This is a genomic window from Pedobacter yulinensis, from assembly GCF_003029735.1.
GTDB classification, from domain to species: Bacteria; Bacteroidota; Bacteroidia; order Sphingobacteriales; family Sphingobacteriaceae; genus Pedobacter; species Pedobacter yulinensis.
This window is the reverse complement of the sequence record NZ_KZ686269.1, coordinates 1,283,853-1,308,692: the sequence shown is the minus strand read 5'-3', so window position 1 is coordinate 1,308,692 and position 24,840 is coordinate 1,283,853. Positions and strand designations below refer to the sequence as shown.

General features: G+C 48.4%; 21 protein-coding genes and 2 tRNA genes. 13 read left to right on the top strand and 10 right to left on the bottom strand.

Annotated elements, in window-relative coordinates; genetic code table 11:
* Positions 1-29: 29 nt before the first annotated feature.
* The 10 genes from C7T94_RS13160 to C7T94_RS13115 all read left to right on the top strand — a co-directional run bounded on the left by C7T94_RS13160 (position 30) and on the right by C7T94_RS13115 (position 7,933).
* On the top strand, positions 30-2,567 hold the full coding sequence (locus C7T94_RS13160; protein WP_107215756.1) for a DNA translocase FtsK: 2,538 nt from the start codon (positions 30-32) through the stop codon (positions 2,565-2,567).
* Positions 2,568-2,578: 11 nt separating this feature from the next.
* Positions 2,579-3,226: an outer membrane lipoprotein periplasmic chaperone LolA1 gene (locus C7T94_RS13155; protein WP_107215755.1), complete on the top strand. Its 648-nt coding sequence runs from the start codon at positions 2,579-2,581 to the stop codon at positions 3,224-3,226.
* 69 nt (positions 3,227-3,295) lie between these two features.
* Positions 3,296-3,568, top strand: coding sequence for a hypothetical protein (locus C7T94_RS13150; RefSeq protein WP_107215754.1), 273 nt, complete (start codon positions 3,296-3,298; stop codon positions 3,566-3,568).
* A 41-nt stretch (positions 3,569-3,609) separates the two neighbouring features.
* The gene (locus C7T94_RS13145; RefSeq protein WP_107215753.1) at positions 3,610-4,404 is read left to right on the top strand and encodes an MBL fold metallo-hydrolase; all 795 of its coding nucleotides are present in this window, start codon (positions 3,610-3,612) and stop codon (positions 4,402-4,404) included.
* Between the two features lie 91 nt (positions 4,405-4,495).
* Positions 4,496-4,578: transfer RNA gene (locus C7T94_RS13140), tRNA-Leu, on the top strand.
* 21 nt (positions 4,579-4,599) lie between these two features.
* Positions 4,600-4,683 (top strand) — tRNA-Leu (locus C7T94_RS13135).
* A gap of 232 nt (positions 4,684-4,915) precedes the next feature.
* Positions 4,916-5,347, top strand: coding sequence for a DUF2147 domain-containing protein (locus C7T94_RS13130; RefSeq protein ID WP_107215752.1), 432 nt, complete (start codon positions 4,916-4,918; stop codon positions 5,345-5,347).
* The gene (locus C7T94_RS13125) at positions 5,347-6,366 is read left to right on the top strand and encodes a WD40/YVTN/BNR-like repeat-containing protein (RefSeq protein ID WP_107215751.1); all 1,020 of its coding nucleotides are present in this window, start codon (positions 5,347-5,349) and stop codon (positions 6,364-6,366) included. The genes C7T94_RS13130 and C7T94_RS13125 overlap by 1 nt, the downstream gene beginning before the upstream one ends.
* Positions 6,367-6,462: 96 nt before the next feature.
* Positions 6,463-6,876, top strand: coding sequence for a response regulator (locus C7T94_RS13120; protein WP_107215750.1), 414 nt, complete (start codon positions 6,463-6,465; stop codon positions 6,874-6,876).
* 4 nt (positions 6,877-6,880) lie between these two features.
* The gene (locus C7T94_RS13115; protein ID WP_107215749.1) at positions 6,881-7,933 is read left to right on the top strand and encodes a sugar transferase; all 1,053 of its coding nucleotides are present in this window, start codon (positions 6,881-6,883) and stop codon (positions 7,931-7,933) included.
* A gap of 3 nt (positions 7,934-7,936) precedes the next feature.
* Here C7T94_RS13115 and tatA read toward each other — a convergent pair whose 3' ends face one another.
* Together tatA and C7T94_RS13105 are read right to left on the bottom strand one after the other, a co-directional pair.
* Positions 7,937-8,074 carry a twin-arginine translocase TatA/TatE family subunit gene (gene tatA, locus C7T94_RS13110; RefSeq protein ID WP_107216117.1) on the bottom strand — a complete coding sequence of 46 codons (138 nt, stop codon included), beginning with the start codon at positions 8,072-8,074 and terminating at the stop codon, positions 7,937-7,939.
* 19 nt (positions 8,075-8,093) lie between these two features.
* A complete protein-coding gene (locus C7T94_RS13105) occupies positions 8,094-8,930 on the bottom strand; it encodes an SDR family oxidoreductase (protein WP_162618678.1) in 837 nt (278 codons plus the stop codon).
* Between the two features lie 68 nt (positions 8,931-8,998).
* Here C7T94_RS13105 and C7T94_RS13100 point away from each other — a divergent pair, with 68 nt between their 5' ends.
* Positions 8,999-9,541 (top strand): hypothetical protein, encoded by a 543-nt coding sequence (locus C7T94_RS13100; protein WP_107215747.1) that lies wholly within the window; start codon positions 8,999-9,001, stop codon positions 9,539-9,541.
* 57 nt (positions 9,542-9,598) lie between these two features.
* Here C7T94_RS13100 and C7T94_RS13095 read toward each other — a convergent pair whose 3' ends face one another.
* Both C7T94_RS13095 and C7T94_RS13090 read right to left on the bottom strand, forming a co-directional pair.
* Complete coding sequence (locus tag C7T94_RS13095; RefSeq protein ID WP_107215746.1) at positions 9,599-10,936, bottom strand: sigma-54-dependent transcriptional regulator; 1,338 nt, start codon at positions 10,934-10,936, stop codon at positions 9,599-9,601.
* Between the two features lie 88 nt (positions 10,937-11,024).
* Positions 11,025-11,336, bottom strand: a complete 312-nt coding sequence (locus tag C7T94_RS13090; protein WP_107215745.1) for a hypothetical protein — start codon at positions 11,334-11,336, stop codon at positions 11,025-11,027.
* A gap of 256 nt (positions 11,337-11,592) precedes the next feature.
* Between C7T94_RS13090 and C7T94_RS13085 the strand changes: the two genes are divergently transcribed.
* The gene (locus C7T94_RS13085) at positions 11,593-14,097 is read left to right on the top strand and encodes a S9 family peptidase (RefSeq protein WP_204353279.1); all 2,505 of its coding nucleotides are present in this window, start codon (positions 11,593-11,595) and stop codon (positions 14,095-14,097) included.
* Positions 14,098-14,208: 111 nt separating this feature from the next.
* Here the strand turns inward: C7T94_RS13085 and C7T94_RS13080 are convergent, their stop codons facing one another.
* Positions 14,209-14,808, bottom strand: coding sequence for an outer membrane beta-barrel protein (locus C7T94_RS13080; protein WP_107215744.1), 600 nt, complete (start codon positions 14,806-14,808; stop codon positions 14,209-14,211).
* Between the two features lie 398 nt (positions 14,809-15,206).
* Between C7T94_RS13080 and C7T94_RS13075 the strand changes: the two genes are divergently transcribed.
* On the top strand, positions 15,207-16,679 hold the full coding sequence (locus C7T94_RS13075; RefSeq protein WP_107215743.1) for a glycoside hydrolase family 130 protein: 1,473 nt from the start codon (positions 15,207-15,209) through the stop codon (positions 16,677-16,679).
* On the opposite strand, the gene C7T94_RS13070 is transcribed toward C7T94_RS13075, so the two are convergent.
* The 5 genes from C7T94_RS13070 to C7T94_RS19380 all read right to left on the bottom strand — a co-directional run bounded on the left by C7T94_RS13070 (position 16,674) and on the right by C7T94_RS19380 (position 24,827).
* Positions 16,674-17,687, bottom strand: coding sequence for a glycosyltransferase family 4 protein (locus C7T94_RS13070; RefSeq protein ID WP_239495011.1), 1,014 nt, complete (start codon positions 17,685-17,687; stop codon positions 16,674-16,676). The two genes, C7T94_RS13075 and C7T94_RS13070, sit on opposite strands and share 6 nt — an antisense overlap.
* Positions 17,688-19,955 carry a glycosyltransferase family 4 protein gene (locus C7T94_RS13065; RefSeq protein WP_107215742.1) on the bottom strand — a complete coding sequence of 756 codons (2,268 nt, stop codon included), beginning with the start codon at positions 19,953-19,955 and terminating at the stop codon, positions 17,688-17,690.
* Between the two features lie 224 nt (positions 19,956-20,179).
* Positions 20,180-23,710 (bottom strand): chromosome segregation protein SMC, encoded by a 3,531-nt coding sequence (gene smc, locus C7T94_RS13060; RefSeq protein ID WP_107215741.1) that lies wholly within the window; start codon positions 23,708-23,710, stop codon positions 20,180-20,182.
* Positions 23,711-23,835: 125 nt separating this feature from the next.
* A complete protein-coding gene (locus C7T94_RS13055) occupies positions 23,836-24,528 on the bottom strand; it encodes an ATP-binding cassette domain-containing protein (RefSeq protein WP_162618677.1) in 693 nt (230 codons plus the stop codon).
* On the bottom strand, positions 24,516-24,827 hold the full coding sequence (locus tag C7T94_RS19380) for a hypothetical protein (protein WP_162618676.1): 312 nt from the start codon (positions 24,825-24,827) through the stop codon (positions 24,516-24,518). The genes C7T94_RS13055 and C7T94_RS19380 overlap by 13 nt, the downstream gene beginning before the upstream one ends.
* Positions 24,828-24,840: the final 13 nt, after the last annotated feature.

Here is a 24,840-nt window from a genome sequence, read left to right as displayed (position 1 = left end):
ATATTTGTTGCTGGCATTAAATTTAGAAAATGGCGTTGAAGGGCAATCAATTCAGAAACAATACTTTCAAGAACCCAGGCGATAGGACGGCTGAGCGGGGAACGGGCAGGTCCCGGCAAAAAACGATCAGCTTTCCCCAGCTTGATATGCACGACGGCCGCGTGTTTAAAATCGCCGGCCTGCTGCTTGTGCTGCTGGCTTTTTATTTTCTGGGCGCTTTTACCTCATACCTGTTTACCTGGCGCGATGACCAGAGTTATGTTATTGATGCCAATGGCGGTTGGAGTAACTTGTTCCGGACGGTCGAGGAACTGAAAGATGCAGGCGTAACGACGCCTGTTGTTCAAAACTGGCTGGGCAAAGTCGGCGCGTTGCTGTCTCACCAATTTATCTATGAATGGTTTGGCCTGGCTTCTTTTCTTTTTGTGTTCGTTTTTTTTGTGGCCGGATACCGCCTGCTTTTTAAGGTCCGGGTGCTGCCAATGGGCAAAACACTGGCCTATAGTTTTTTTTTCCTGATATTTATATCGGTGTTCCTCGGCTTTGCACAAAGCTTTTTTAAAGATACCCCGCATTTTATTGAAGGTGAATTTGGTTACTGGACCAACAGGTTGCTGGCCGCCCAGATTGGTACGGCAGGGGTAGGCGGGGTTCTTGCATTTGCTTTCCTTACGCTGCTGATCGTTGCTTATAACATCGACTTTAAACTTCCTGAAAGGAAAGCACGGCCGGCTTTTGTCCCCGATACAAGCGACGACATCGAGCTTGAAAACGAAGTGCGTTCAGAACCGGTTGAGTTCCCCTTGCGTGCCAGGGCTGAGCCGGTTAAGCGTCGCGAGCAAAACGTGGTGCTGACGCCCGGCCGTTTTGAGGCAGAAGAAACTGTAGTTGATTTCCCTGTTGAAGCGCCGGAACCGGCGGCTCCTGTAGAAAATGTTTTCCAGCCGGTGCCCCTGGCTGTAACCCCGATACCCGAGCCAGACAAGCCAGAGCCGGAACTCACCATAGAGAAGTCTGAAGAAGAGCGCAAGGCTGAAGACCTGGTGGAGCAATTCGGTAATTATGACCCTACGCTCGATCTTTCCAGCTACCGGTATCCGACACTGGACCTGCTTGAAAACTATGGCTCAAATAAAATATCAGTAAACGCCGAAGAACTGGAGGCCAATAAGAACAAGATTGTCGAAACGCTGAATCACTACAACATTGAAATCGATAAGATCAAGGCTACGATCGGTCCGACAGTAACGCTATATGAAATTATACCGGCACCGGGCGTGCGGATTTCAAAAATTAAAAACCTGGAAGACGATATTGCGCTTTCGCTGGCTGCACTGGGTATCCGTATCATTGCACCCATGCCTGGTAAGGGTACCATCGGGATTGAAGTTCCCAACCAGCACCCGGAAATGGTAGCCATGAGAAGCGTACTCGCGACCGAGAAGTTCCAGCAGACCACGATGGATCTGCCTATAGCACTTGGCAAAACCATTTCTAACGAAGTTTACATTGCCGATCTCGCCAAGATGCCTCACCTGCTCGTTGCAGGGGCCACAGGCCAGGGTAAATCGGTTGGCATCAACTCGATCCTTGTTTCACTGCTTTATAAAAAGCACCCTTCTCAGCTCAAATTTGTACTGGTCGATCCTAAAAAGGTGGAACTGACGCTATTCAATAAAATTGAGCGGCATTTCCTGGCCAAATTGCCCGGTGAAGCCGATGCAATCATCACCGATACCAAAAAAGTGATCAATACACTGAATTCACTTTGTATTGAAATGGACCAGCGCTATGACCTGCTTAAAGATGCACAGGTACGTAATCTGAAGGAATACAATGACAAATTCATAAAAAGGAAACTGAATCCGAACAACGGACACCGATTCCTTCCTTTTATTGTCCTGATCATCGATGAGTTTGCTGACCTCATGATGACCGCCGGCAAAGAGGTTGAAACGCCGATTGCGCGTCTGGCGCAGCTGGCCCGGGCCATCGGAGTACACCTGGTACTGGCCACGCAGCGGCCTTCGGTGAACATCATTACGGGTACCATCAAAGCGAATTTCCCCGCGCGTCTGGCTTTCAGGGTGCTGTCTAAAATCGATTCACGCACGATCCTGGACAGCGGGGGGGCCGATCAGCTCATTGGCCGGGGCGATATGCTGCTCGCCACCGGCAGCGACCTGATCAGGCTCCAATGTGCTTTCGTTGATACCCCAGAGGTTGACCGCGTTTCAGAATACATTGGCAACCAGCGCGGGTACTCAGAGGCATACCAGCTGCCTGAATACCATGATGAGGCGGCAGAAAGCAGCGCCAAAGACTTTGATCCCGACGATCGTGACCCCATGTTTGAAGATGCAGCGCGGCTTATCGTCTTGCACCAGCAGGGATCAACCTCACTGATACAGCGTAAGCTGAAGCTTGGATACAACCGTGCCGGCCGCATCATTGACCAACTGGAAGCGGCAGGGGTGGTAGGGCCGTTCGAAGGAAGCAAGGCCCGTGAGGTACTGCTGCCTGACGAATATGCTTTGGAACAGTTCTTGACTAACCTCAATAACTGAAAATTTAAAAGATGAAGAAGATCATTCTGACCCTCCTGATCGCAGCCGGGGTAACCGGCCTGCAGGCCCAGTCAGACACAAAAGCAAAAGCGATTCTAGCAGAGGTAAGTAAAAAATACCGTTCTTACGACGTTGTCAAGAGTGACTTTACTCTTACTGTCTCCAATGCCAAAACCAAAGCAAAACAAACCCAGCAGGGTACTTTGCTGGTTAAAGCGAATTCAAATAAATACAAAGTCAGCATGCCCGGTCAGGAGCTGATCAGCGACGGTAAAAGCCAATGGACATACCTGAAAGATGATAAGGAAGTACAGGTAAGCGATGCTGATAACAGCAGCGATGCCTTGAACCCGGCTAAAATCTTCACGATTTTTGAGCGCGGGTTTAAACCCGCTTATACAGGCCAGAAAAAGCTGGGCACAAAAGTTTACGAACTGATCGACCTGGTTGCCCTGGATGCCAGAAAGCCGTTTTCAAAAATCAAACTAACAGTAGACAAAGCAGGAAAACAGATTTCGAACGTCGTGCTTTACGATAAAAACGGCAACACCTATACCTATAACGTGCGTTCATTCACGCCAAACGTGAAAGTGCCTGAAACCGCTTTCGCCTTTGATGCAAAAAAACACCCTGGTGTGGAAGTGGTAGACCTTCGGTAAGCACAATTTAACTGGCTAGAAAAAGGTTTGTGGGCGTACCCGCAAACCTTTTTTATTACATTTGCTTTCATGAGTTTGCCAATGACCAACCATACGCTGGAAAAGCTGGAGCAGCTTTTTGCAGCATCAGGTTACAAGATCAGGTATGAAAAAGGGAACTTCAAATCAGGCTCGTGTGTTCTCGAGCATAGCAAGGTCGTTGTCATTAACCGGTTTTCGAACCTGGAAGGCAAGATACAGGCTATGGTCAACCTGCTGAGACGCGGAGAAACAGACCTGAGCGTACTCGACGAAAAACAGAAACAATTTTATCTTTCACTTACACAGAGTGAATTATTTTAGGGACCGGTTCAGTACCCGGGGCTGAAAGCTGACAGATATATATGAAAATAACTTTTTTGGGTACGGGAACTTCTCAGGGCATCCCTGTTATTACCTGTCCATGCGAGGTCTGCCATTCGACAGATCCAAGAGACAAGCGGCTGCGGGTATCGGTTTTTATTGAGACCGGTACAGAGTCGATCTGCATAGACAGCGGACCTGATTTTCGATACCAAATGCTTCGCGCTGGCGTGCAGGATCTCGATGCCATCATCTATACGCACGAGCACAAGGACCATATTGCCGGGCTGGACGATATCAGGCCATTCAATTACCTTCGGCACAAGCACATTGATATTTATGCGGTAGAGCGGGTTCAGCAGGCGTTAAAACGGGAGTTCTCTTACATTTTTGCCGAAACGAAATACCCGGGGCTGCCACAGATTAACCTGCATGAGATCCATAACGGGCATCCTTTTGCCATTGGCAGCACAGCGGTCAGGCCGTTTCGCATCATGCATCACCTGCTGCCCATTACCGGTTACAGGATCGGCGGCTTCGTTTACATTACAGATGCAAAAATGGTTCCCGACGAATCTTTTGCCGAACTGGAAAATTGCGATGTCCTGGTCATCAACGCCCTGCAGCGGCAGCCGCACATTTCACATTTTACTTTCGATGAGGCGCTCGCATTTGCCGCCAGGGCAGGGGCAAAACGAACCTACCTTACGCACATGAGCCATAATCTCGGTAAACACGCCGATGTTGAAAGCGAACTGCCGGATGGTGTATTTCTCGCGCATGACGGACTGGTGCTGAATCTGAGCCAGGAAGATGAAAATAACCACTTGATTTAAAGGAACTAAGCTTTTGTACCAAAAAAACCTGAAAAAAAACCAACAAATAGTTTTGTCGTCTTTGTATTAAGCCTATATTTGCACCACAATAACCCGGGTGGCGAAATTGGTAGACGCACCATCTTGAGGGGGTGGCGCCCTACGGGCGTGGCAGTTCGAATCTGCTCCCGGGTACAGTTCTTGAAAATATTGAATGCCCGGATGGCGAAATTGGTAAACGTTGCGGTCTCAGAAGCCGTTGGAAGAAGTTCCTTGAGAGTTCGAGTCTCTCTCCGGGCACAGTCATCGAAATCAAGCAGGTAAGCCTTAATCTGCTTGATACATTCAGCTTTCATTTTTAATTTTGTGCATCGGCAGTCGGGCCAGTGCAACGCCTGCTCTCGCATGTAGTTCTCTACACCCAATCACTGTCGGGGTATACTTCCAGGCAAACAAAATCAGCTTTTTTTTCTTATTCATTGCGTATTCTGTACCCAGTTTCATAAATTAGAATCCCTAACCATAAAAGAACATGAACAAATTTTTTGCATGCCTGCTGCTCATCACATCTGTGTCTCTAGGCGCATTTGCCCAAAACAAAGATGCCATTATTGGGCGTTGGCTTAACCCTTCCGGTGAAGGACAGATCGAGATATACAAGAGAGGAACGAAATACTTCGGTAAACTCGCCTGGATGAAAGAACCGAACGAGAATGGCAAACCAAAGTTAGATGCAAAAAATCCGGATGCTAAACTGCGCAGCCGCCAGCTGCTTAATCTTGAAATTTTGCGCGACTTTGAATTTGAAGACGGGGAATGGACAAACGGGAAAATATATGACCCCAAGTCGGGCAAAACCTATAGTTGCAACATCAGCCTGAAAGGCCAGGATAAAATGAGCGTTAGGGGTTACATCGGGATTTCGCTCATAGGCAGGTCCGAAACTTTCACCCGCGTAAAATAGTGAGGTTTTTAGTTCTTTGCTTGCTTTGTTTACCGCTGCTGAGCAGCGCGCAGGAATTCACGCTTACCCAGGTGGCTTCAGGAAAAGGCACCAGCCTTCGTGGCCTTTCTGCGGTAAATGACAGTACTGTTTGGGTCAGTGGCAGCAACGGCTGGATCGGGCGTACTGTAACCGCAGGTGTGGAATGGCAATGGGTACAACCCCGGGGTTTTGAAAAACTTGATTTCCGGGACATCGAGGCCTTTGACGACCAAAATGCAATCGCCGTAAATGCAGGTTCTCCAGCTTATATCCTTCTGACGACTGATGGCGGGCAGAATTGGGAAAAGGTATATGAAAATACTGATTCGGCTATTTTTCTGGACGGCATGGCGTTTTGGGGGCGCATGAACGGGATCGTGTTTGGCGATCCCATCGGTAACAAAATGCCTATACTCAAAACAACAGATGGCGGCAAAACCTGGCAGGAAGTTTCAGAAAATATGAAGTTCGATCTGGCCAGAGGTGAGGCGTCGTTCGCAGCAAGCGGCACAACGATCAAAGCGCTGCCGGGCGGACGTACCTGGATCGCCACGGGCGGCGCGACTTCAAATATTTACTTTTCCCCCGACTATGGGACCACCTGGGAGCGCTACGCCCTGCCGATTCTGCAGGGAACCGACAGTACTGGTCCTTTTTCCATCGATTTTCTGGACCGCAACCGCGGACTGGCTGTTGGTGGCGACTATAAAAAAGACAAGGAAAACACGAACAACGTGTTGCTAACGACCGATGGCGGGAAAACCTGGCGAAAGCCGTCCCGTCCCGTAAAGGGTTACCGTTCGGGAGTCGTCTTTTATTCTGAAAAATATGCATTTGCCACCGGGACTTCAGGTACAGATGTTTCGCTGGACGGAGGCAACAGCTGGCTCAATATTTCGTCCAGAAGTTTTAATGCTGTACAGCGTGCGGGCACGGGCAAATCTGTTTGGCTGGCCGGTACCGAGGGCAGTATCTACGTGCTCGGCTTTAATCCCTAAAAGTTGCTGATTTCAATTAAATTTATGTAAAAAAGCTGTGCACCGTAGATTTTTGGTATATTTGAATACCTATAGCTGTTGAATTGTTGAAATTCTATGCCCGTTTTTGCAAACCCTTCCCCGTCAGATAAGAAAAGAATTCTCATTGTAGATGATGAACCCAGCATCCTGAAATTGCTGAACTTCATCCTGTCGCCGATTTACCAGGTTTTTACGGTAACGAGCGGCTACAATGCACACCTTTGGCTCGAAGAAGGGAACATGCCAGACTTGATCATTTCCGATATGAACATGCCGCATTTTGACGGCCAGTCTTTCATGAAGAGCATCAAGATCAGCGGGTTTTACAGGGACATTCCCCTGGTCATTCTTTCTGCAGCAGAAGACCTGCAGATGATTGTAAAAGAGATGCCATTTACGGTTGAGGCCTTCCTGCCAAAACCATTCAATCCCGAGGTATTGAAAAATAAGATTTCTGAAATTTTGAGCGAAGATTATGTCCAGCACTAGTCCCATGAGCAGGAGCCACGATCGGAGCCGGGTTGTTTATTCAGGCAGCCGGGCTGAACACTTTCTGGGCAGCAAGATCGATGATTTTGAAATGCACCTTGTCGGTGATCTTGAAAACCTTCGTTCTTATCTCGATACGCTGACCATATTTACCGCTCCTGATGTGATCATGATGGAGGTGGAAGCCGAAAATCCGGTACTCAGCATGGTTCATTACATTAAAGATAACCTGCTCACCGCCGGTATCATCATCATCCTGCTTTCAGAAAAAAAAGACCCCGCCCTGCGAAAAAAAGCCATTGAAGCGAAAGTGCATGACCTGTATTTTTCGCCTTTTAACCCGGCAGACCTCGAAGAGCGGCTTGACTTTCTTGTTCGTTTCAGGCTGATTCGACCTAACCTGGCCAACCTGAATAATGCGAAGGTCGTCCCATACCGGATACCCACGCTCAAACGGGTTTTCGATATCGTGGCCTCGGTTGGTATCCTGCTCATGCTTTCTCCACTCATGCTCATCATTGCTATTCTGATCAAACTCGACTCGAAAGGACCGCTGATCTATAAGAGTAAACGAGTGGGTACGGGGTATAGGATATTTGATTTTTATAAGTTCCGATCTATGAAGGTAGGTGCTGACGCGCAGCTGAAAGAACTGGCAGCGCTTAACCAATATGCTGACAAGGCTGAAGGTGGTGCTTTCTTTAAACTGAAAGACGACCCGCGGGTAACCAAGCTTGGGAATTTTATCCGCAAGACCAGCATAGATGAGCTGCCTCAGCTCTTTAATGTATTAAAAGGAGATATGTCGCTGGTCGGCAACCGGCCATTGCCGCTTTACGAAGCTGAAATGCTGACTTCAAACGAATGGTCCATGCGGTTTTTGGGGCCGTCAGGGCTGACCGGTCTATGGCAAATCAGCAAACGGGGAAAAGCAGACATGTCAGAAACGGAACGCAAAAAGCTGGATAACTTCTATGCCAGGAATTATTCCATTCTTTTCGACCTGAAAATTCTCCTTGGAACGATTCCGGCGCTGTTCCAAAAGGAAAAAGTCTGACGCTTACTGGTCTTTTCCTTCCTTACCTGCTTTAAATTCGCGTACAGATTTACCGATGCCGTTCATTAATTCGGGCAGTTTTCTGCCTCCGAAGATCAGGACAAGGATGACGGCGATTAAAAGAATTTCGGTGGCGCTCATGGACTGGTTTTTGAGCAATTTACGTATTTTTTTCTGAAAGCCTGTCAGGTGCGAATCCTTCCAGCGGCGAAAAATGAAAGTTGAGTTCATTCGCGGCACGGTTTGCATGCACCACTTTCCATTTTTTTGCTTCTTCACGGAACTCAGGCAGGGCAAGTCCCGCCCGCAATGCCGCGTAACGATAATAGTCCTGTTTGGCAGGGTGGGAGGGGCTGCAGGCATTGTAAACCCCACCAAAAGTTTGCTTACGGATTAGCTGGCAGATGAAATTCACGGCATCCTGCAATGAAAGCATGTTGACCGGTGCCTGGCCATCAGGCAGGCCGGTTTTTCCGGCAAAAAACCGGGCCGGGTCGCGACCGGGTCCGAACAGTCCGCCGCAACGCACTATGGTCGCCGTACCTGGAAAGTTCTGCGCAGCCAGCTCTGCCTGACGAATATTGATGCCTCCGGGCGTATCCGGCTCACTGCTCTCCTGCTCATCGAAATGCCGGCAGGCGTCCGGATACACGCCGGTTGAACTGGTCATGATAACCTGGCCTATGCCTGCCTGCGCTGCCTGATCGAGCAGGCTTTGTACCCTGGCCGCGTACAAACTTCCCAGTCCCGACTTGTTCCCGGGCGGAATGTTGATCAGAAGCAGATCAGCATTCAGCAGGCCGTTATGCAGCAACAACTGGTCAGTTCCGGCCTCAACCAGGTAGGCGTCGATGCCTGCATCACGCAAAAGCGGCACTTTTTCGGCGGTCGTGGTAGAGCCCCGTACCCGGTAACCCGAATCCATGAGCAACTTTGCCAGCGGCAGGCCCAGCCAGCCGCATCCTATTATACTTATTGTGCTGATCGTATGGTTCATATTTGTAACAAACTTAGTGTTTTTGGCCGCGGGAACTTCAGCAAGCAATAATTTTCTAATTTCATAGCATGAAAAAATCAATACTTATCATCGCTGCCGCTGCATTGATGGCTGCATGCGGACCTAAGAAAGAGGAGGGATTTACGCATAAAACAGACGTATTCCTCGAAAACAAAGTTGGAAATTATCTTGCCAAACATCCGGACTGGAAATCGACAGAAGACAAAGATGCCGAAGTAACCAGCGATTTCCGGGACAGCGTAATTATCTGGAGCAATGACGACCGGTTTTTTGAAAACCTGCCGCTCGAACTTAAAAAACTGGAAAATGAAAAGGTACAGAACCAGGATGTTAAAATTGCTTATTTCGAAACCTTCAATGATCCTACGAGGGTAAAGGAATCTTTACTGAACGACATGCGCCTGACCATTCGGGGAATCGTGCCACCAAGCCAGGTTGCCCAGCTTAAGGAAGGACAGCGTTACACCATTTCGGCTTCCATGTACAAACAAGGTCGCAAAAAAGATGTAAGCTATACCAAGGAGGAAAAATCGCAGGTTTTTGACCTTGGTTCTTATACGTTTGCAGTTACTGGTGTAAAACCGTTATAGATTTCGCCAGCAGCATAAATGGTTTAGGCCCCGCAGCTTAAACCATTTTCTTAGGGCCTACTCGATCCCGTATCGCTCCATTTTATTGTAAAGCGTTTTCCTGTCAATATTCAGCAGTTTGGCTGCCTGCGATTTATTGTGCTTTACTTTGATCAGCGTTTCCTGGATCAGCACTTTTTCGTTTTGTTCGTTCTGGGCTTTCAGATCTGAATGGTTGCTGCGCTGTGGCTGCCGAATGGCATAGATCATTTCTTCGGGCAGGGACGATTTTTCGGCCACATGGCCCGGGGTAAGCAGAACCATTCGTTTGATCACGTTTTTCAGTTCCCGCAGGTTTCCTGGCCAGTCATATTGCAACAGGATTTCCATGGCATCAGGAGCAACCTGCTCCACCCGCCGTTCCAGTTCCCGGTTAGCCAGGTTGATAAAGTGCTGAATAAACAGTTTCAGATCGCCGCCCCGTTCTCGCAAGGGTGGCAACTGGATCTTAAACTCATTTAACCGGTGGTACAAGTCCTCACGAAACTCTCCATTCGCAATGCTGTTGACGAGGTCATCATTCGTGGCAGATACGATCCGCACGTCTACGGGAATATTTTTTGTACTGCCCAGCGGCTGGATAATGCGTTCCTGCAGCGCCCTGAGCAATTTGACCTGTACCTCGTAACTCAGGTTGCCAATTTCGTCCAGGAAGAGCGTTCCGCCTTCTGCCGCTTCAAAGCGGCCCTTTTTGTCGTTTAAAGCGCCGGTAAAGGCTCCCTTGACGTGTCCGAACAGCTCACTTGCCGCCAGGTCTTTTGATAGCGCCCCGCAGTCAATGGCAATAAACGGCTTGTTTTTTCTTTTGCTTTGCTGATGAAGGGTTCGGGCAGCATGTTCTTTCCCGGTGCCGCTTTCGCCCTGAATGATCACAGACATGTCGGTTGGCGCTACGAGATTGATGTGCTCGTAAAGCCTGGCGGCAACAGCACTTTTCCCTCTGATCAGGTCATCTTCCGGCAGCGCCGTCCCAGCTGGCAACGGGCCAGGCGCCATTTTTTTATTCAGTGCCTGCTGCAACACCATCAGCAGCTCGTCAGGATTTACCGGCTTGGTAATATAGTCAAGCGCTCCCATCTGAATGGATTTCACCGCAATCCGAACATCATTGAAGCCGGTCATCATAATGGCGGGAATGTTGAGTTGGTAGTCCCGTATGTGACTCATCACATCCAGCCCGGTACCGTCGGGCAGGCGGTAGTCGGTCAGGATCAGGTCGAACTGTTCAGGCACAGCCTGCCTGGTAAATGACCTGGTGTCGTAAAGTACCTGAACCTCATGGCCATGTTTGCCCAGGAATGCTTCTAGTATCTGAGAGAAAGTCGTATCATCTTCGATTATCAGTATTCTGGCCATGGGTAGTTTCGCTATAGAATACCGCAAAAATACAAAAGCCGGAGTAAATCCGGCCTTTGTATTTGTTAATCATAGGTGTATAGGGTGCTTATTGGATCACTTTTCCGTCTTTGTCGATTTTAAGTGAGGCAGTTTCCTGCTCTTTTTTAACATCGATCCAGTAGTAAGAAACGTTGTTCGCTTCAGTTACCAGGAAGGCTGCTGATGGAGTCCATGCTTTGTACGGATCTTTCTGTAACGTAGCTTTCACCGAATCAGGAAGTTCTTCCAGTTTTACAGGTTCTTTTTTAGAACTGTCCTGCTGTGCAACGATTGCGGTTGAAACGTTAACATCTTTTGCACTTACTGTTGCTACTCCTGCGAAAGCCAAAAACGCGGCTGATAAAATGAACTTTTTCATAGATTTTGTATTTAAAATTTTTAGTTGCACATCGCTGTGCCATGCCAGATAAGGTTACATAATGATGCCAACAGCCATTATTTTATCTAAGTCGTTATTTTACAGGTTGTTATCTGTGTGTGTCAGGATTTTGCGTTGTGGACTTTTTCTACAGTTTGTGGCGATAGTAGCCAGATTCAGCAACCAACGCGATTATTATGTTACATTTTTCCCAATCCTGCAGCTGAACATTATTTTTACGGCTTATTCCAAACAAATGAAGAAACAAGTATGCTTTGCTGCTTTGCTCAGCATGTGGGGCGTAGCATTGCAGGCACAAGACCGCGGCCCGGCAGCAGTGGCCGAACGCCAGCCTGTTACAAAGGCTAATTACCAGGCGGCGGCCAGATTTTCGCCGCAAAAGTTAAAGAAGATGATCTACTCAACCCAAGTAGATGCGCATTGGTTGAAACAGAGCAACCGTTTTTGGTATGAGTACGAAACGCCGTCGGGTAAATACTGGTACCTTGTAGATCCGGCCAAGCGGGAAAAGAAAAAGATGTTCGACCCGGCAAAGATCGCTGCCGAGGTGACGCTGATCATGCGTGACCCTTTTGATGCGCAGCACCTGCCTCTGGAGAACCTGAAGTTCTCACCAGACGAGCGCAGCGTCACATTTGAACTGACCGGTACCACCGAGGAGGTGAAGAAAGACCGGAAAGACAAAAAAGCCGCAGACTCCATGCAGCGTAAAATCTATTCATTCAAATATGATCTTGAATCCGCTAAGCTTACAGAGATCCCAAATTACAGCAAACCGAAACCAAGGCCACGCTGGGGTTCGGTAGCTCCCGACTCTTCTGCCATTATTTATTCAAAAAATTACAACCTGTATTGGATGGATAAAGTCAATTACAGGAAAGCCATACAGAACGAAGAAGACAGCACGATCGTTGAACACCAGCTAACGAAAGACGGCGAGAAATTTTATGCTTACGGTTCAAACGGTGACGGAGAAAACAACGAAGAGAACGAGAAAAACAACAAAAAACGGCGACCTGCTTACGTGCTTTGGTCGCCCGATGCCAAATACTTCATTTTAAGCCGCAGCGACTCCCGCAAAGTCAAGGACCTTTGGGTCATTAACAGCATCACAAACGGGAGGCCTACACTGGAAAGTTATAAATACCAGATGCCCGGAGAAAAGGAAGCACCAATTGACGAGATCCTGCTCTTTGATTTTGCGGCCAAAAGTTATAAAAAGCTGAACACGACCGCTTTCAAAGACCAGAGCATCGGTGTCTGGAGCCAGCCGTTTTTAAACAAGGACCGGGACAACGAATTCAGGCCATCAATCTGGCTGGGCGATAACAACCGCTTTTATCTTTCGCGCACCAGCCGCGACCTCAAACGCATCGATGTGTGCGTAGCAGACATTCGCACGGGTGCGATCAAGCCACTGATCGAGGAACGTTTCAATACCTATGTCGAAATTAACCGCCCCGGGCTGGTCGGCAACGGCAAAGAGATCATTCATTGGTCTGAGCGTGATGGCTGGGCACATTTCTACCTGTTTGATGGCGAAGGCAAACTTAAAAACCAGATCACCAAAGGCGCTTTTCACTGCGAGAACATTGTCAACATAGATGAAAGAAACCGGGTGCTGTATTTCACTGCTAACGGACGGGAAGACAAGGAGGATCCGTATTTTGTACACCTGTACAAGGTCAACTTTGACGGTTCCGGGCTTAAATTGCTGAATGCCGGCGATTTTGAGCACCGCAGCAGCATGAGCGACGACAGTAATTTTTTTGTAGACAACTATTCACGCGTAAATACGGTGCCCAAGTCGACACTGTATGACAACACCGGGAAAAAAGTCATGGAACTGGAAACAGCAGATCTGTCATTGCTGATGGCTTCAGGATACAAGTTCCCCGAGCCGTTTAAAGTGAAAGCAGACGACGGGATTACCGATATTTACGGGGTCATGTATAAACCCTTCGATTTTGATCCCAACAAAAAATACCCGATCATCGAATACGTTTATCCTGGTCCGCAGACAGAGGCGGTAGACAAGGCTTTCAGTCGAGCAATGGACCGCACCGACCGCCTTGCGCAGTTTGGTTACGTGGTCATAACAGTAGGCAACCGCGGCGGAAACCCGGCGCGGTCCAAGTGGTACCATACTTTCGGTTACGGCAACCTGCGCGATTATGGCCTGGCTGATAAAAAAGCAGCAGTCGAGCAGCTGGCGGCACGCTATCCTTTCATTGATGACCAGAAGGTGGGCATTACCGGGCATTCAGGCGGCGGGTTCATGTCTACCGCAGCCATGCTCGTGTACCCTGAGTTCTTTAAGGTCGCCGTATCTAACGCAGGCAACCATGACAATAGCATCTACAACCGTTGGTGGAGCGAAAAACATCATGGCGTGAAGGAGATCGTTTCTGCGAAAGGCGATACAACTTTTAAATATGCGATTGATAAAAACCCTGACCTTGCTAAAAACCTGAAAGGGCATCTCATGCTGATGACCGGCGACATTGACAACAACGTGCATCCGGCAAATACAATCAGGGTTGCAAATGCCCTGATGAAGGCGGGTAAACGTTTCGAGTTTGTGATTGTACCGGGGCAGCGTCACGGATTCGGCGAACTGACTGAGTACACGTTCTGGAAACTTTCAGACCACTTCAATAAATACCTGATCGGCGACTTTAGCGGCAGCGCCCAGACCGATATGGTCGAGATGGACCGCGATATAGAAAAGAAGAGATAACTTCATAAATCGTTCTGAGAGTCGGTTTAAGTTCAGATAACTTTCAGCTCAGAACATGACGCAAAAAGCCCCGGGTCATCCCCGGGGCTTTTTTATTTCAGTGCTGTATTACTAGAAGTGGAACTGAACGCCCAGTTTAGGTGCGAAGAAGTTTCCATTAACGCTGAAAGAGTTGGTGGTCGATTTTGCACCTGAACCCTCAGCTTTTAACTGCTCATTTTCCCAGCTAAGGCCTTGAACTGAAAATTCAATACCTACGCTTTTGGTTGGGAAGAAAGCGAAACCTGGAGACAGTGCAACGCCGATATTGGTTGTTGTTCCCAGTTTAGGACCAACCTCGCCAGCTGCGTCTACATCTTTAGCACTTCCGAACGCCATCGGAACTGACAACTGTCCGAAGAATTTGAATTGTCCTGACAGGTCAGTATAGTAACGTGCAAAAGGAGCAACTACAAATGCCTGATCTTCAGTGTCGCCGATTTGTTTGCTGTACGAATAACCAACACCGGTACCGATCGCAATGTTGTTGTCTACAAAGTAACCGATGCTTGGAACAACCTGGAAGCTAACGTCTGATTTAGGTGCACCTTCCGCTTTGGTCGAGTTGAAGCTTACATTACCACCCAGGATCACCTTGCCTTGTTCAGTCTGAGCGCTGGCGCCATAAGTTAAACCTGCTACTGCTACCAACGATAATAATAATTTTTTCATTTTGATATGTTTTTAAATTTTCAATGGTCTTTGAGTTGTTTATATTTCTTGACCATTTGTGGCATATAGTCAATCGCTGTGCCAGACAGAAACTTTGTTTTAGCCTATGCTACACAGCTTTTTCCTAAACGTTTGACTACAAGCTTTCTAAAATTTTAAAAACTGACCAAAATTATACTGTACTGACACTGGGACTTTTTTATGACATTTCCTGCGCTGCCACAAACAATACGGACTGACTAATTTTGTAAAACTGTCAGTTTTTTTACGACCATTATGGCAGCGTGTGGCAGGCTTTCTCTGACAAGGCAGCATTCAGATGAACCGGCAGGGCACTGCTGTTTAAAAAAAATGCCTTTATAAAAACAATTGCGGGTAACACAAACGTTTTATTGGTTATGAGACTATCTATAGAGCGCAAACCTGTTAAGGTTTACCCGGACCCTAAACGCGTTATTGCACGTTTTTTTTACAATGGAGATGACCGGGCCAAAGATGTGATCAGGCATGTGATCGCCTTGTCAGAAAGAGAAGTTTTTTCAATTATCTCGCCGCTGCTTCAGGAATACTCCAAACGACACCGTAACATTACAAAAATACTGAACAAGCACTGTAAAAAAATTCGTGCAAGTATTGAAGACTGCGGGATCGATTACGATACGCTGGACAAATACCAGAAGCTCCTGATCGGATCTTACTTTACGCACGAGTATTCTATTGAATCAGCAGCGTTTTTTAACCCCTCAATCGTTGAGGACCCTGACCAGACTGACCTGGTGGCCGGCGAGAAACGGGTCATCATCAGTTTCCGGGCAGTAGGAGAAGGCCACATTTCATCCGTAGTGTTCAGGCGGGCGCTGATAGACAAGCACAACAACATTAAGGTCATTGAAGCCGGAAACTATATAGATGAAGCAGAGGTGATCAAAAATGCGGTATATAACAAAAAGCTGTTCCTGAAAAAAGCAGCCGATGCAAATATCAATGCGTTGGTACTTGATGAAATAGACGGAAAACTGCAGGAAAAATTTGACTATTCGGTATTGAGGCGGCTGGTGGTCGATTCCCAGAACATGGCAGACGATGACCTTAAAAAGCTGGAATACGATAAAGTGCTTTGGCTGTCAGATACCTATCACGAGATCAGTTTTTCGCGCGATACAGACATTTCTGACCGGATCATTTTTCCGATATCTGAATTTGAGCGCAAAGGCATCGAAGATGCGCGGTTTGTCCGCTTTACGAAAGACGACGGCTCAATCATTTATTATGCAACCTATACGGCCTATGATGGCGCTATGATCATGCCCAAGCTGCTGCAGACCACAGATTTTTATGACTTCAAGGTTAGCCCGTTACATGGGGCAGGCGCACGCAACAAGAACCTCGCCCTGTTTCCGCGTAAGATTAAAGGCAAATATGTCATGATGTCGCGGATAGACGGGGTAAACAACTACCTGATGTATTCAGATAAGATTACCATCTGGGACAATCCTGTTATTCTGCAGCAACCGAAGTTTACCTGGGAGTATATACAGATCGGTAATTGTGGCTCACCGATTGAAACGGAGGACGGTTGGCTGGTTATTACACATGGGGTTGGGCCGATGCGGCGATATGTGCTGGGTGTGAGCCTTTTGGATCTTGAAGATCCCTCAAAAGAAATAGGCCGCCTGCGTGAACCGCTCCTCATTCCAAATGATGACGAGCGCGAAGGGTATGTGCCCAATGTGCTGTATTCTTGCGGAGCGATCATTCATAACAATGAGCTGATCATTCCTTACGGATTGTCAGACTATTGTTCTTCATTTGCAACTGTTAAATTGAACGAGCTGCTGGATAAACTCAAAAGCCAAGATTGCAGTTTATAAAATGCGGTTATAGAGCTCCATGTAATCTGCAACCATTTTCTCGGTCGAGAAACACGCAATTGCACGGGTCCTGCAAGCCATCCGGTCAAGGTTTGAAAGCGCCTTGACCGCCTCGGCAGCCCCGTCTACATCATGGACCAGGAACCCGGTCTTTCCGTCTTCGATCAGTTCAGGCATGGACCCGCGGTTAAAAGCAATAACGGGCGTGCCACAGCACATGGACTCAGCTACGCTCAGTCCAAAAGGCTCGTCGAATGAAATAGGGTGCAGCAGGCATGCAGCGCTGCCAAGCAAAGTATTTCGTTTCTCAGGGCCCGCCGATCCCACATAACGGATCTGGTCGCTAAGCCTGGGCTCAACCTTTTCTTCGAAATAGCGCCTGTCCTGCACAATCCCTGCCATAATGAGTTCACGCCCGCTTTGCAGCGCAATATCAATGGCTTCTGCCGCCCCCTTATCCGGATGGATGCGTCCAAAAAATAGCAGGTAATCTTCAGGTGTCTCTGTAAATTCGAAATCGCCCACTGAGATGCCATTATAAATGTTTGCTGCATAAGACAGGCTGGCATGGCGGTTAGCCATGCTGATCGACACGTAGTTTACATGACCATCATATTTCTGGTAAACAGGTAAGATCTGATCAGATGAAAAGCCATGGATCGTCGTAACCATAGGGGTGGTTATGAGCCTGGAGTAGGTGAGGGGTAGAAAATCGAAATGGTTGTGAACCAGGTCAAATTCTGAGGCCCTTTCCATGACATTGCTGATATGAAGGCACTCGAGCACCTTGGCATCCTGGCCAGGCTGATCTTCATACCCAACAGCGACAACAGCATCCAACCGGCCAGTTGTCATTGAGTCGCCGGTGGCGAACAGTGTCACATCATGGCCGGCAGCCACAAGTCCTTCGCAGAGGTTCGAAGCCATTTGTTCCCAGGGGCCATAATGCCTGGGCGGTGTACGCCAGGCTACCGGCGACAGTACCGCAATCTTTAAACGTGCAGACATCTAGGCTACGAAACTCGAGTTCTCCTGTCTTTCTTCAGTATACTGATGCTCAAGCGCAAGCGCTTTCAGGATCATGAGGTGCGAGATGAGGTAGGCCAGTGTACTTTCGGCACCCTGGTTCCGGTTTACGCCGTGCGGCTGCAGGCCATCGCCGCAACCTTTTGTCTCATAATCATATAAGGGAAGGCGCAGGCTGTTCTCACCGAGGAACCACTGGTAACAGAGGTTCATTTGTTTGATGTAATCATAATCATGCGTCACCTCATATGCCTGATAGTACAGCAGGACCATGGCCATAGACTCGATGGCCTGTTGGTCGTAAACCGCCATATCGCTGTTTTTATAGAACCAGCCATCATTGCCAATAGGGTTGAGGTATCCTTTACTCAGCGTCTTTTCATACAGGAAATCCATAGCCTCGAGCGCGATTTCAAGAGATTCGCGGTTGTCAGATACCTGGTAGTGATGCAGCAAAGCCAGTGGCAGGATTGCATTGTCATATGTCAGGCCGCTCTCGAACCAGTGCCAGTTCTCATCGCTGGCTTCCCGGTAAGCTTTTTTAAGTTGTGCCGCACGCGCGTCGAGTTCTGCTGCCACGCCCAGGTTGTATGGATTGACTTTGAGGTAATATGCAATGCCAATCATTGTATTGGCAATGCCGCGTAAGTATTGTAGTGTCGAAAAATGTGGGATCGATTTAACGAAGAGGTCTTCAGCAAATTCCTTGTAAGAGTTATTCGGCGCATTGCTGATCAGGAAACCCAGGGCCCAGATGGTGCGGCCAAATGAATCTTCAGACCCTACCTCGTCAAGGTAGTTCCGGTTAAAACTCAGGAAATTGCGAAAGTTACCATCTTCCCGCTGCATGTATTGAATATAACTCAGGTAAATGGGCAGCAGGTCAAGTGCCACTTTACTCTTGTTCTGCTGGTAAGAAAGCAGGGCCATGATCAGGGCACGTGCGTTATCGTCCAGGCAGTAACCCTCTTTCAGGTTTGGAATTCCGTACTTGGCATGCTGCACAATGCCGGTATCATCTGTAAGGCGCAGAACGTGGCTCAGGCTAAAGGTAGGCATCATGTCGGCATCAATCACCGGCTTGCGGACCCGGGTGTGTGCCTCTGCTTCGCGAATGGCTTCACGAAAAGCATTGATGTAAATTTTACCGATTTGCGGCCAGCGAAGTTTAAGCCCGTATGTGTAGGCGTTCTCTTTCAGCCGCTGCAGCTTTTCTGGCGCATCAAGCAGACCAGTCACCATATCGGCCAGCCCGGTGTTGTCTTTAAAAGCGAACAGTTCGCCGCGGTTGTCGGCCAGCAGCTCCTGCGCATGCCAGTATGGTGTGGACAGAACGGCCGCACCCGCGCCAACTGCATACGATAACGTGCCGCTGGTAATCTGGGCCTCATTGAGGTAGGGTGTTATATAGATTGTTGCTGCAGAAAGGTAATTGTGTAATTCATCTTCCTCCACGAATTTATTGATGAACATCAGGTGGTTTTCAACATTCAGCTGCCTGGCCAGGCGCTTCAGGCTGTCCCGGTATTCTTCACCATTGCTTTTGACAACGCCCGGATGGGTATTGCCCAGGATCACGTAGTTCACTTCAGGGTGTTTAGCAACGATGTCAGGTAATGCCCGGATTACAGTTTCCAGCCCCTTATTCCGGCTAATCAGGCCAAATGTCAGCAACACCTTACGTCCTTTGAAAGGAAGTGACTGCTCTACCGGATTCACGACCGGCGTATTGATATCAGGCACGCCGTGCTCCACAAACTGGATCTTGTGTGCCGGGATGCTGTAAATATCTGTAAGGAAACCAATAGCGCGGTGGCTCATAACCAGAATGCGGCTCGCATACTTGGCAATTTCCCGGATAATCGTTTTTTGGGTATAACTTGGCTCCCGCAACACCGTATGCAACACGACGATCAGCGGTTTTTTCAGCCTGGCTATAAGCGGCAATACGTAAACACCATTGTCGCCTCCAAAAATCCCGAATTCGTGTTCAAGCAGTACCGCATCTGCAAGACTGGTATTGATATAGTCTGCCGCCTTAATGTAATCGTTTTGGTTTTCCTGGCGAACAACATATTTAACTTCTTCAGGGTACTCATACATATCTGTAGTCTCACCATCATTCATCGCAATCACATAGGAAGATTGCTGATTTTGCTGGCCGCCGTTCATGGCTGCAAACAGATTCTGATTGAAAGTCGCAATCCCGCACGCACGTGGAGGGTAAGTCGATATATAAGCTATTTTCATGGATATTATTGGTCGTTTTAGGCGTTTTAGCCACCTTAATAACACATTCTGACCAAAAAAGTTCTGAGAGCGATGTAAAAGATTGGCCCCGAAATCGTTAAACACGGGCTGCAAGGGGGAAGGGCAGGTGCTCTGAAAAGAACGTATAATTAAAGCCCTTGATTATGAGTAAGTTATTTTATTCGAACAATTACCGGGAAAACAGGACTTGGCAAGCTAAGCTGTCATGCAACTTCCCGAAGGTCGACGGCGACCACCCTCGATACGCCCTGCTCGACCATTGTTACACCATAGATGATATCGGTCGATGCGATCGTGCGCTTGTTGTGCGACACAATAATAAATTGGGACCGATCAGAAAATTTGCGGATGATCTTGTTGAATTTGTCAATGTTCGTGTCGTCAAGCGGCGCGTCAACCTCATCAAAGATACAGAAGGGCGCCGGTTTGAGGAGGTAGAGGGAGAACAGCAGGGCAGTGGCAGTAAGGGTTTTTTCCCCACCCGAAAGCTGGTTGATAGACAGCGGGCGCTTACCTTTCGGACGGGCTACGATATCAATATCAGCGTCGAGCGGGTTTTTCTCGTCAGAAAGGATCAGGTCGCAGTTGTCTTCTTCGTTAAAAAGCGAGCGGAAAACATTGATGAAATGTTCCCGTGCCTGTGTAAAGGCCTGCATAAATTTTTCCCTGGCGGTATCGTCAATTTCTTTGATCGTTTGGAGTAAATCGTTCTTTGCTGACAAAAGGTCTTTCTTTTGGGTCTGAATGAACTCAAAACGTTCACTCATTTCCTGGAAGGCCTCCATGGCCATGCTGTTGATTGACCCAAAGTCGTCCAGCTGGCGTTTCATCCGGTCTACTTTTTCTCGCAACTGTAATTCGTTGTCGGTGCTTTCAACTTCCTGTTCAAGCAGTGCCGCGATGTCGATGTTAAATTCTACAGCAAGCCTTTCCTTCAGTGCATTCAGTTCAATGCGCAGGTTGTTTTTCTGGTCTTTCAAGGCATTGATCAGGTAATCGGTCTCTTCGCGGTTTTTTCGCAGCGCGGCCGCACTGTTTTCGTGCTCATTGATTGTGCCTTTATCTGTGTAATACGCTTCTTCGGCTTCCGTTACCGCCGCTTCCATCTCTTCACGCTGCTTGTACATCTCGAGCAGCTGGTCATCGTTCAGGTCGGTATGCTGTACCGTTGCACCGATCTCATTCTTTACGACCCGTAATTCCTCCCTGTTCTGGCCTAACTTTTTAGCCAGGCTCTCCTGCTGCACATGCCGGTAGTCGAGGTCTTTTTCCAGCCCCGATAACTTATTTTGCTGCTGGTGAAACCGGATATTCAATGCATTATATCTGCTCGCGGCTTCATTGACCTCATCGGCAGTTTCATTGTAAGCCAGCTGAAGTTCCTGCAATGCAAGGTAGGCCTGATGGTGCTGCTGCTGCAAGCCGACCAAGCGCGGGAGTTTTTCGTGCAATTGTGCCTCTATCACGGCGATCTTGTTCAGAATATCGGATTTGCGGTTTTCGCTGCTCGTTATAAATTCATGATATTGGTCGCGGCGTGTGCTGACAGATACCTTTTCGTTACCCAGACGGTTGAGTTCCTGCTTAAGGCGTTCGATCTCCGTACTTTTTGATGCCGCTTTCGAAGAGCGGATCAGTTCTTGCGCAGCCGAGATCCCTGCATTGAGGGTGGCAATTTCTTTTTCGCTCTCCTTGATCTGCCGGGCAAGGTTTTCCAGGTTTTTTGCCCTCCCTATGCGTTTGCCTTCAAACAGGCCCACAGACCCACCCGATAAGGTAAACCTGCTTTTCGCAAATTTGCCGTTTCTTGCCAGCAGGGTAACTGTTGGCTGCCGGGACGATTGGAAAACGGCCTCATCGTCGCCGACAGATAAGTACACCTGCTGCAACAGCAATTCGCACAGTTTCCGGTAACGCGCATCGCATTCTACAACAGCAAGCGCGGGAACGAAACCGTCAATTTCCTGCAGGTTTGGCTGGCGTTCAGGAATGTCTTCGAGAATAAAGAAATTGGCCCTGCCGCGACTCGAAGCAGTGAGCAGGTCAATTGCCTGAAGCGCGTCGGCATAACGCTCAACTACATAATGGTTCATTACGGGCTCCAGGTAGTTTTCAATCGCAATGCGGTAAGCTTCGCTGCAAAACAAAATATCTGAAAGCAGCGGCGCATTTTTTGCCCAGCTGGTGTTTTTTTTCAGGAAACGGATCGACTCCGGAAATCCTTCCAGACTGTCTACGAGTGATTTTGTCAGGTTGTATTCATTTTGCCTGGCATCTTTGGCGCGGCTTTGCACCGCAAGCTGTTCTTTGTGAAGCGACATAGCGGCCTCGGCGCCTGTTACCAGCTCATTGATCCGCGCTTCTTCTGCCGCCATCCCGTCGAGCAGTGCCTGTTTCTGGGTCATGGTCAGCTCCAGCTCGGCCAGTGCATGGTTGAACGCCTTCAGTTCGGCGCTTTTTGCGGTCGTATCGTCGACATTGCGGTTGCCTTCCTGCGTAAGGGTTTCTTTCTGAATGTTTAGAATGTCGATCTCCTTTTGGGCCTGGTAAATCTGGTTCTGAAGTTCGTTCCCATTTTTTGACTGGTCATCGACCCGGTTTTTTTCAAGCTGCTGCCGTTCACGCAGGGCCTCCAGTCCTTGTTTCAATCCCTGTAGCTCGGCTTCAATTTTCTTCAGCGTTTCGGTCTCGGTCAAAAGCTCCTCATTCAGCCGCTTCAGGTTATACTTGACGTGATTTTCCTGGTTGGTATCGCGTTCGATTTCTTCGGCAAGTTTTTGCTCCTTTTCCCGAAGGTATTTCATTTGTTCGTTCTTTATCTTCTTCTCGCTCTCGTAGGCCCGGATCCTGGCAACAAACTCATTCGTAGCCTTCTGTTGAACCGAGAGGTTTTTTTCTTTTTGTATGATGTTCAACTTAAGCAGCTGCAGGGTCGCTTCGAGCTTATCGATCTCCCCGCTTTGCTCGGCGCGAAGTGCCACCTGACGTGCTTCCTTGTTTTCAAGTGTTTCCAGTTCCTGCCTGAAGCCACCAATGCGCAGGCTGGCCAGTTGCACGCTCAGTTCTTTGTATTGGTCTTTCAGTTTATAATACCGCTCTGCTTTTTTTGCCTGGTTTTCGAGTGTTTTCAAATTTTTATCGATCTCAACAAGCAGGTCTTCCACCCGTTCCAGGTCAGATTCGGTATCCTTAAGTTTGCTGAAGGTTTGCTTTTTGCGGAGTTTATATTTGGAAATACCCGATGCCTCTTCGAAAAGGTTGCGGCGCGAGTGTTCTTTGTTGGCAATGATCTCATCGACCATTTTCAGTTCAATGATCGAGTAACTGTCAGAGCCGACACCGGTATCAAGAAAAAGGTCAGTAATATCTTTTAACCGGCACTGTACATCGTTGATGCGGTACTCGCTGTCGCCATTGCGGTACAGTTTCCTGGTAATCGTGATCTGCGAAAAAGAGGTGGGCAGCACGTTCCTGGTGTTGTCAAAGCTAAGCGAAACTTCGGCAAGCTGTGCAGGCTTCCGGTTGCGTGTGCCATTGAAAATGATGTTCTCCATTTTTTCAGAACGCAGCATCCTGGTGCTCTGCTCGCCGAGCACCCAGCGTATGGCATCGACCACATTTGATTTTCCGCAGCCATTGGGGCCAACAATAGCCGTAACCCCTTCGTTGAAGTTGATATTGACCTTGTCGCCGAAGCTCTTAAACCCCTTAATCTCTAACCGCGTTAATTGCATTTTGCCTGGAAAAACGAGGGTCAATAATACGAAAAAAGAGAGAAATTTACGCTCAGAATGGTTTGCGTATGCCGGCCGGCCTTTAACGTGTTGTAACTACTTGTTTTACAATCTAGTCCTGACTTTCAGAGAGGTGATGGGAAGCTCTCGCTTTCGGGAATGAATGCTCCCTGGGGCAGGTAGCCGTAGCGAACCAGTTCTTCGGGTGCACGGATCGTGTAGTTGCTGTTGTTGTGCAGCAGAATGAGGTCATCGCTGCAGCTGATCAGCTGCGCATACCGGTGGTCGGTCAGGACAAAGGCCTTGTGTGCTTTCATGGCCTTGATATGCTGCATAGCTTCTTCGGCGAGCAGGGGCGACAGGTTGGCGAAGGGCTCATCGAGCAGTACAAAAGGGGCATCTGAATAGATCGCAGCCAGCACAAATAAAAAGCGCCGCTCGCCGCCCGATAAGGTATGTATTCCCATATTCAGCCTGTCTTTAACGAACGGCAGGGCGCTCAGCACTTCGCGGTATTTGAAACAGCTAATGCCGATAAAGCTGCCGGTATGCAGCTGTGCGGGTATTTCATAGTTTTGGCTTAACAGGTGTAAAAGGCCGCTCCGGTACGGGCGGTTATAGTGTCGGCCATTTATTCTCACATGCTGAAACGATGCCGGCTCTATACCATACACGATCTTCAGCAAAGTCGATTTTCCAGAGCCGTTGCGCCCCAGCAATCCGGTTACCCTGCCGGTCTGGCAGCTCAGGTAAACACCATTCAGCACTTGCCGGGAACCGAAACTTTTGGTAATGCTGTCGGCAGTCAGCGTCTGCATAAAATGGCCAGGATTGCGAGTACCAAAAAAATGCAGAGATCGATCCCCAGGCTGCCTGCGAAAAGGCTGCGCATGCTGAAACCCATGTTCCTGTAAAACAGGTGTGTTCGGGAAGCCCTGACGTAATGCAATGCCAAACTGCCGGCATAACCGCCTGCCTTTACAAAGGGAAGCAAAATGTATGCAGCCGCCAGGTTTTTGGAGGCAACGATGAAAAACAGACCGGCCAGGCTGAACACGGCATTGAGCGGCCATAACCGCGCATACAAAAATAGACTGACCTGGAAATACCGCTGCATTGCAAACGAATAT

Bases quoted from the DNA above. Each gene is read 5' to 3' on its own strand.
- C7T94_RS13145 (WP_107215753.1), top strand. From the start codon at position 3,610: ATGAAAATAACTTTTTTGGGTACGGGAACTTCTCAGGGCATCCCTGTT.
- C7T94_RS13100 (WP_107215747.1), top strand. From the start codon at position 8,999: ATGAAAAAATCAATACTTATCATCGCTGCCGCTGCATTGATGGCTGCA.
- C7T94_RS13150 (WP_107215754.1), top strand. From the start codon at position 3,296: ATGAGTTTGCCAATGACCAACCATACGCTGGAAAAGCTGGAGCAGCTT.
- C7T94_RS13105 (WP_162618678.1), bottom strand. From the start codon at position 8,930: ATGAACCATACGATCAGCACAATAAGTATAATAGGATGCGGCTGGCTG.
- C7T94_RS13075 (WP_107215743.1), top strand. From the start codon at position 15,207: ATGAGACTATCTATAGAGCGCAAACCTGTTAAGGTTTACCCGGACCCT.
- C7T94_RS13120 (WP_107215750.1), top strand. From the start codon at position 6,463: ATGCCCGTTTTTGCAAACCCTTCCCCGTCAGATAAGAAAAGAATTCTC.
- C7T94_RS13080 (WP_107215744.1), bottom strand. From the start codon at position 14,808: ATGAAAAAATTATTATTATCGTTGGTAGCAGTAGCAGGTTTAACTTAT.
- C7T94_RS13085 (WP_204353279.1), top strand. From the start codon at position 11,593: ATGAAGAAACAAGTATGCTTTGCTGCTTTGCTCAGCATGTGGGGCGTA.
- C7T94_RS13160 (WP_107215756.1), top strand. From the start codon at position 30: ATGGCGTTGAAGGGCAATCAATTCAGAAACAATACTTTCAAGAACCCA.
- C7T94_RS13055 (WP_162618677.1), bottom strand. From the start codon at position 24,528: ATGCAGACGCTGACTGCCGACAGCATTACCAAAAGTTTCGGTTCCCGG.
- tatA (WP_107216117.1), bottom strand. From the start codon at position 8,074: ATGAGCGCCACCGAAATTCTTTTAATCGCCGTCATCCTTGTCCTGATC.
- C7T94_RS13070 (WP_239495011.1), bottom strand. From the start codon at position 17,687: ATGTCTGCACGTTTAAAGATTGCGGTACTGTCGCCGGTAGCCTGGCGT.
- C7T94_RS13115 (WP_107215749.1), top strand. From the start codon at position 6,881: ATGAGCAGGAGCCACGATCGGAGCCGGGTTGTTTATTCAGGCAGCCGG.
- C7T94_RS13090 (WP_107215745.1), bottom strand. From the start codon at position 11,336: ATGAAAAAGTTCATTTTATCAGCCGCGTTTTTGGCTTTCGCAGGAGTA.
- C7T94_RS19380 (WP_162618676.1), bottom strand. From the start codon at position 24,827: ATGCAGCGGTATTTCCAGGTCAGTCTATTTTTGTATGCGCGGTTATGG.
- C7T94_RS13130 (WP_107215752.1), top strand. From the start codon at position 4,916: ATGAACAAATTTTTTGCATGCCTGCTGCTCATCACATCTGTGTCTCTA.
- C7T94_RS13065 (WP_107215742.1), bottom strand. From the start codon at position 19,955: ATGAAAATAGCTTATATATCGACTTACCCTCCACGTGCGTGCGGGATT.
- smc (WP_107215741.1), bottom strand. From the start codon at position 23,710: ATGCAATTAACGCGGTTAGAGATTAAGGGGTTTAAGAGCTTCGGCGAC.
- C7T94_RS13095 (WP_107215746.1), bottom strand. From the start codon at position 10,936: ATGGCCAGAATACTGATAATCGAAGATGATACGACTTTCTCTCAGATA.
- C7T94_RS13155 (WP_107215755.1), top strand. From the start codon at position 2,579: ATGAAGAAGATCATTCTGACCCTCCTGATCGCAGCCGGGGTAACCGGC.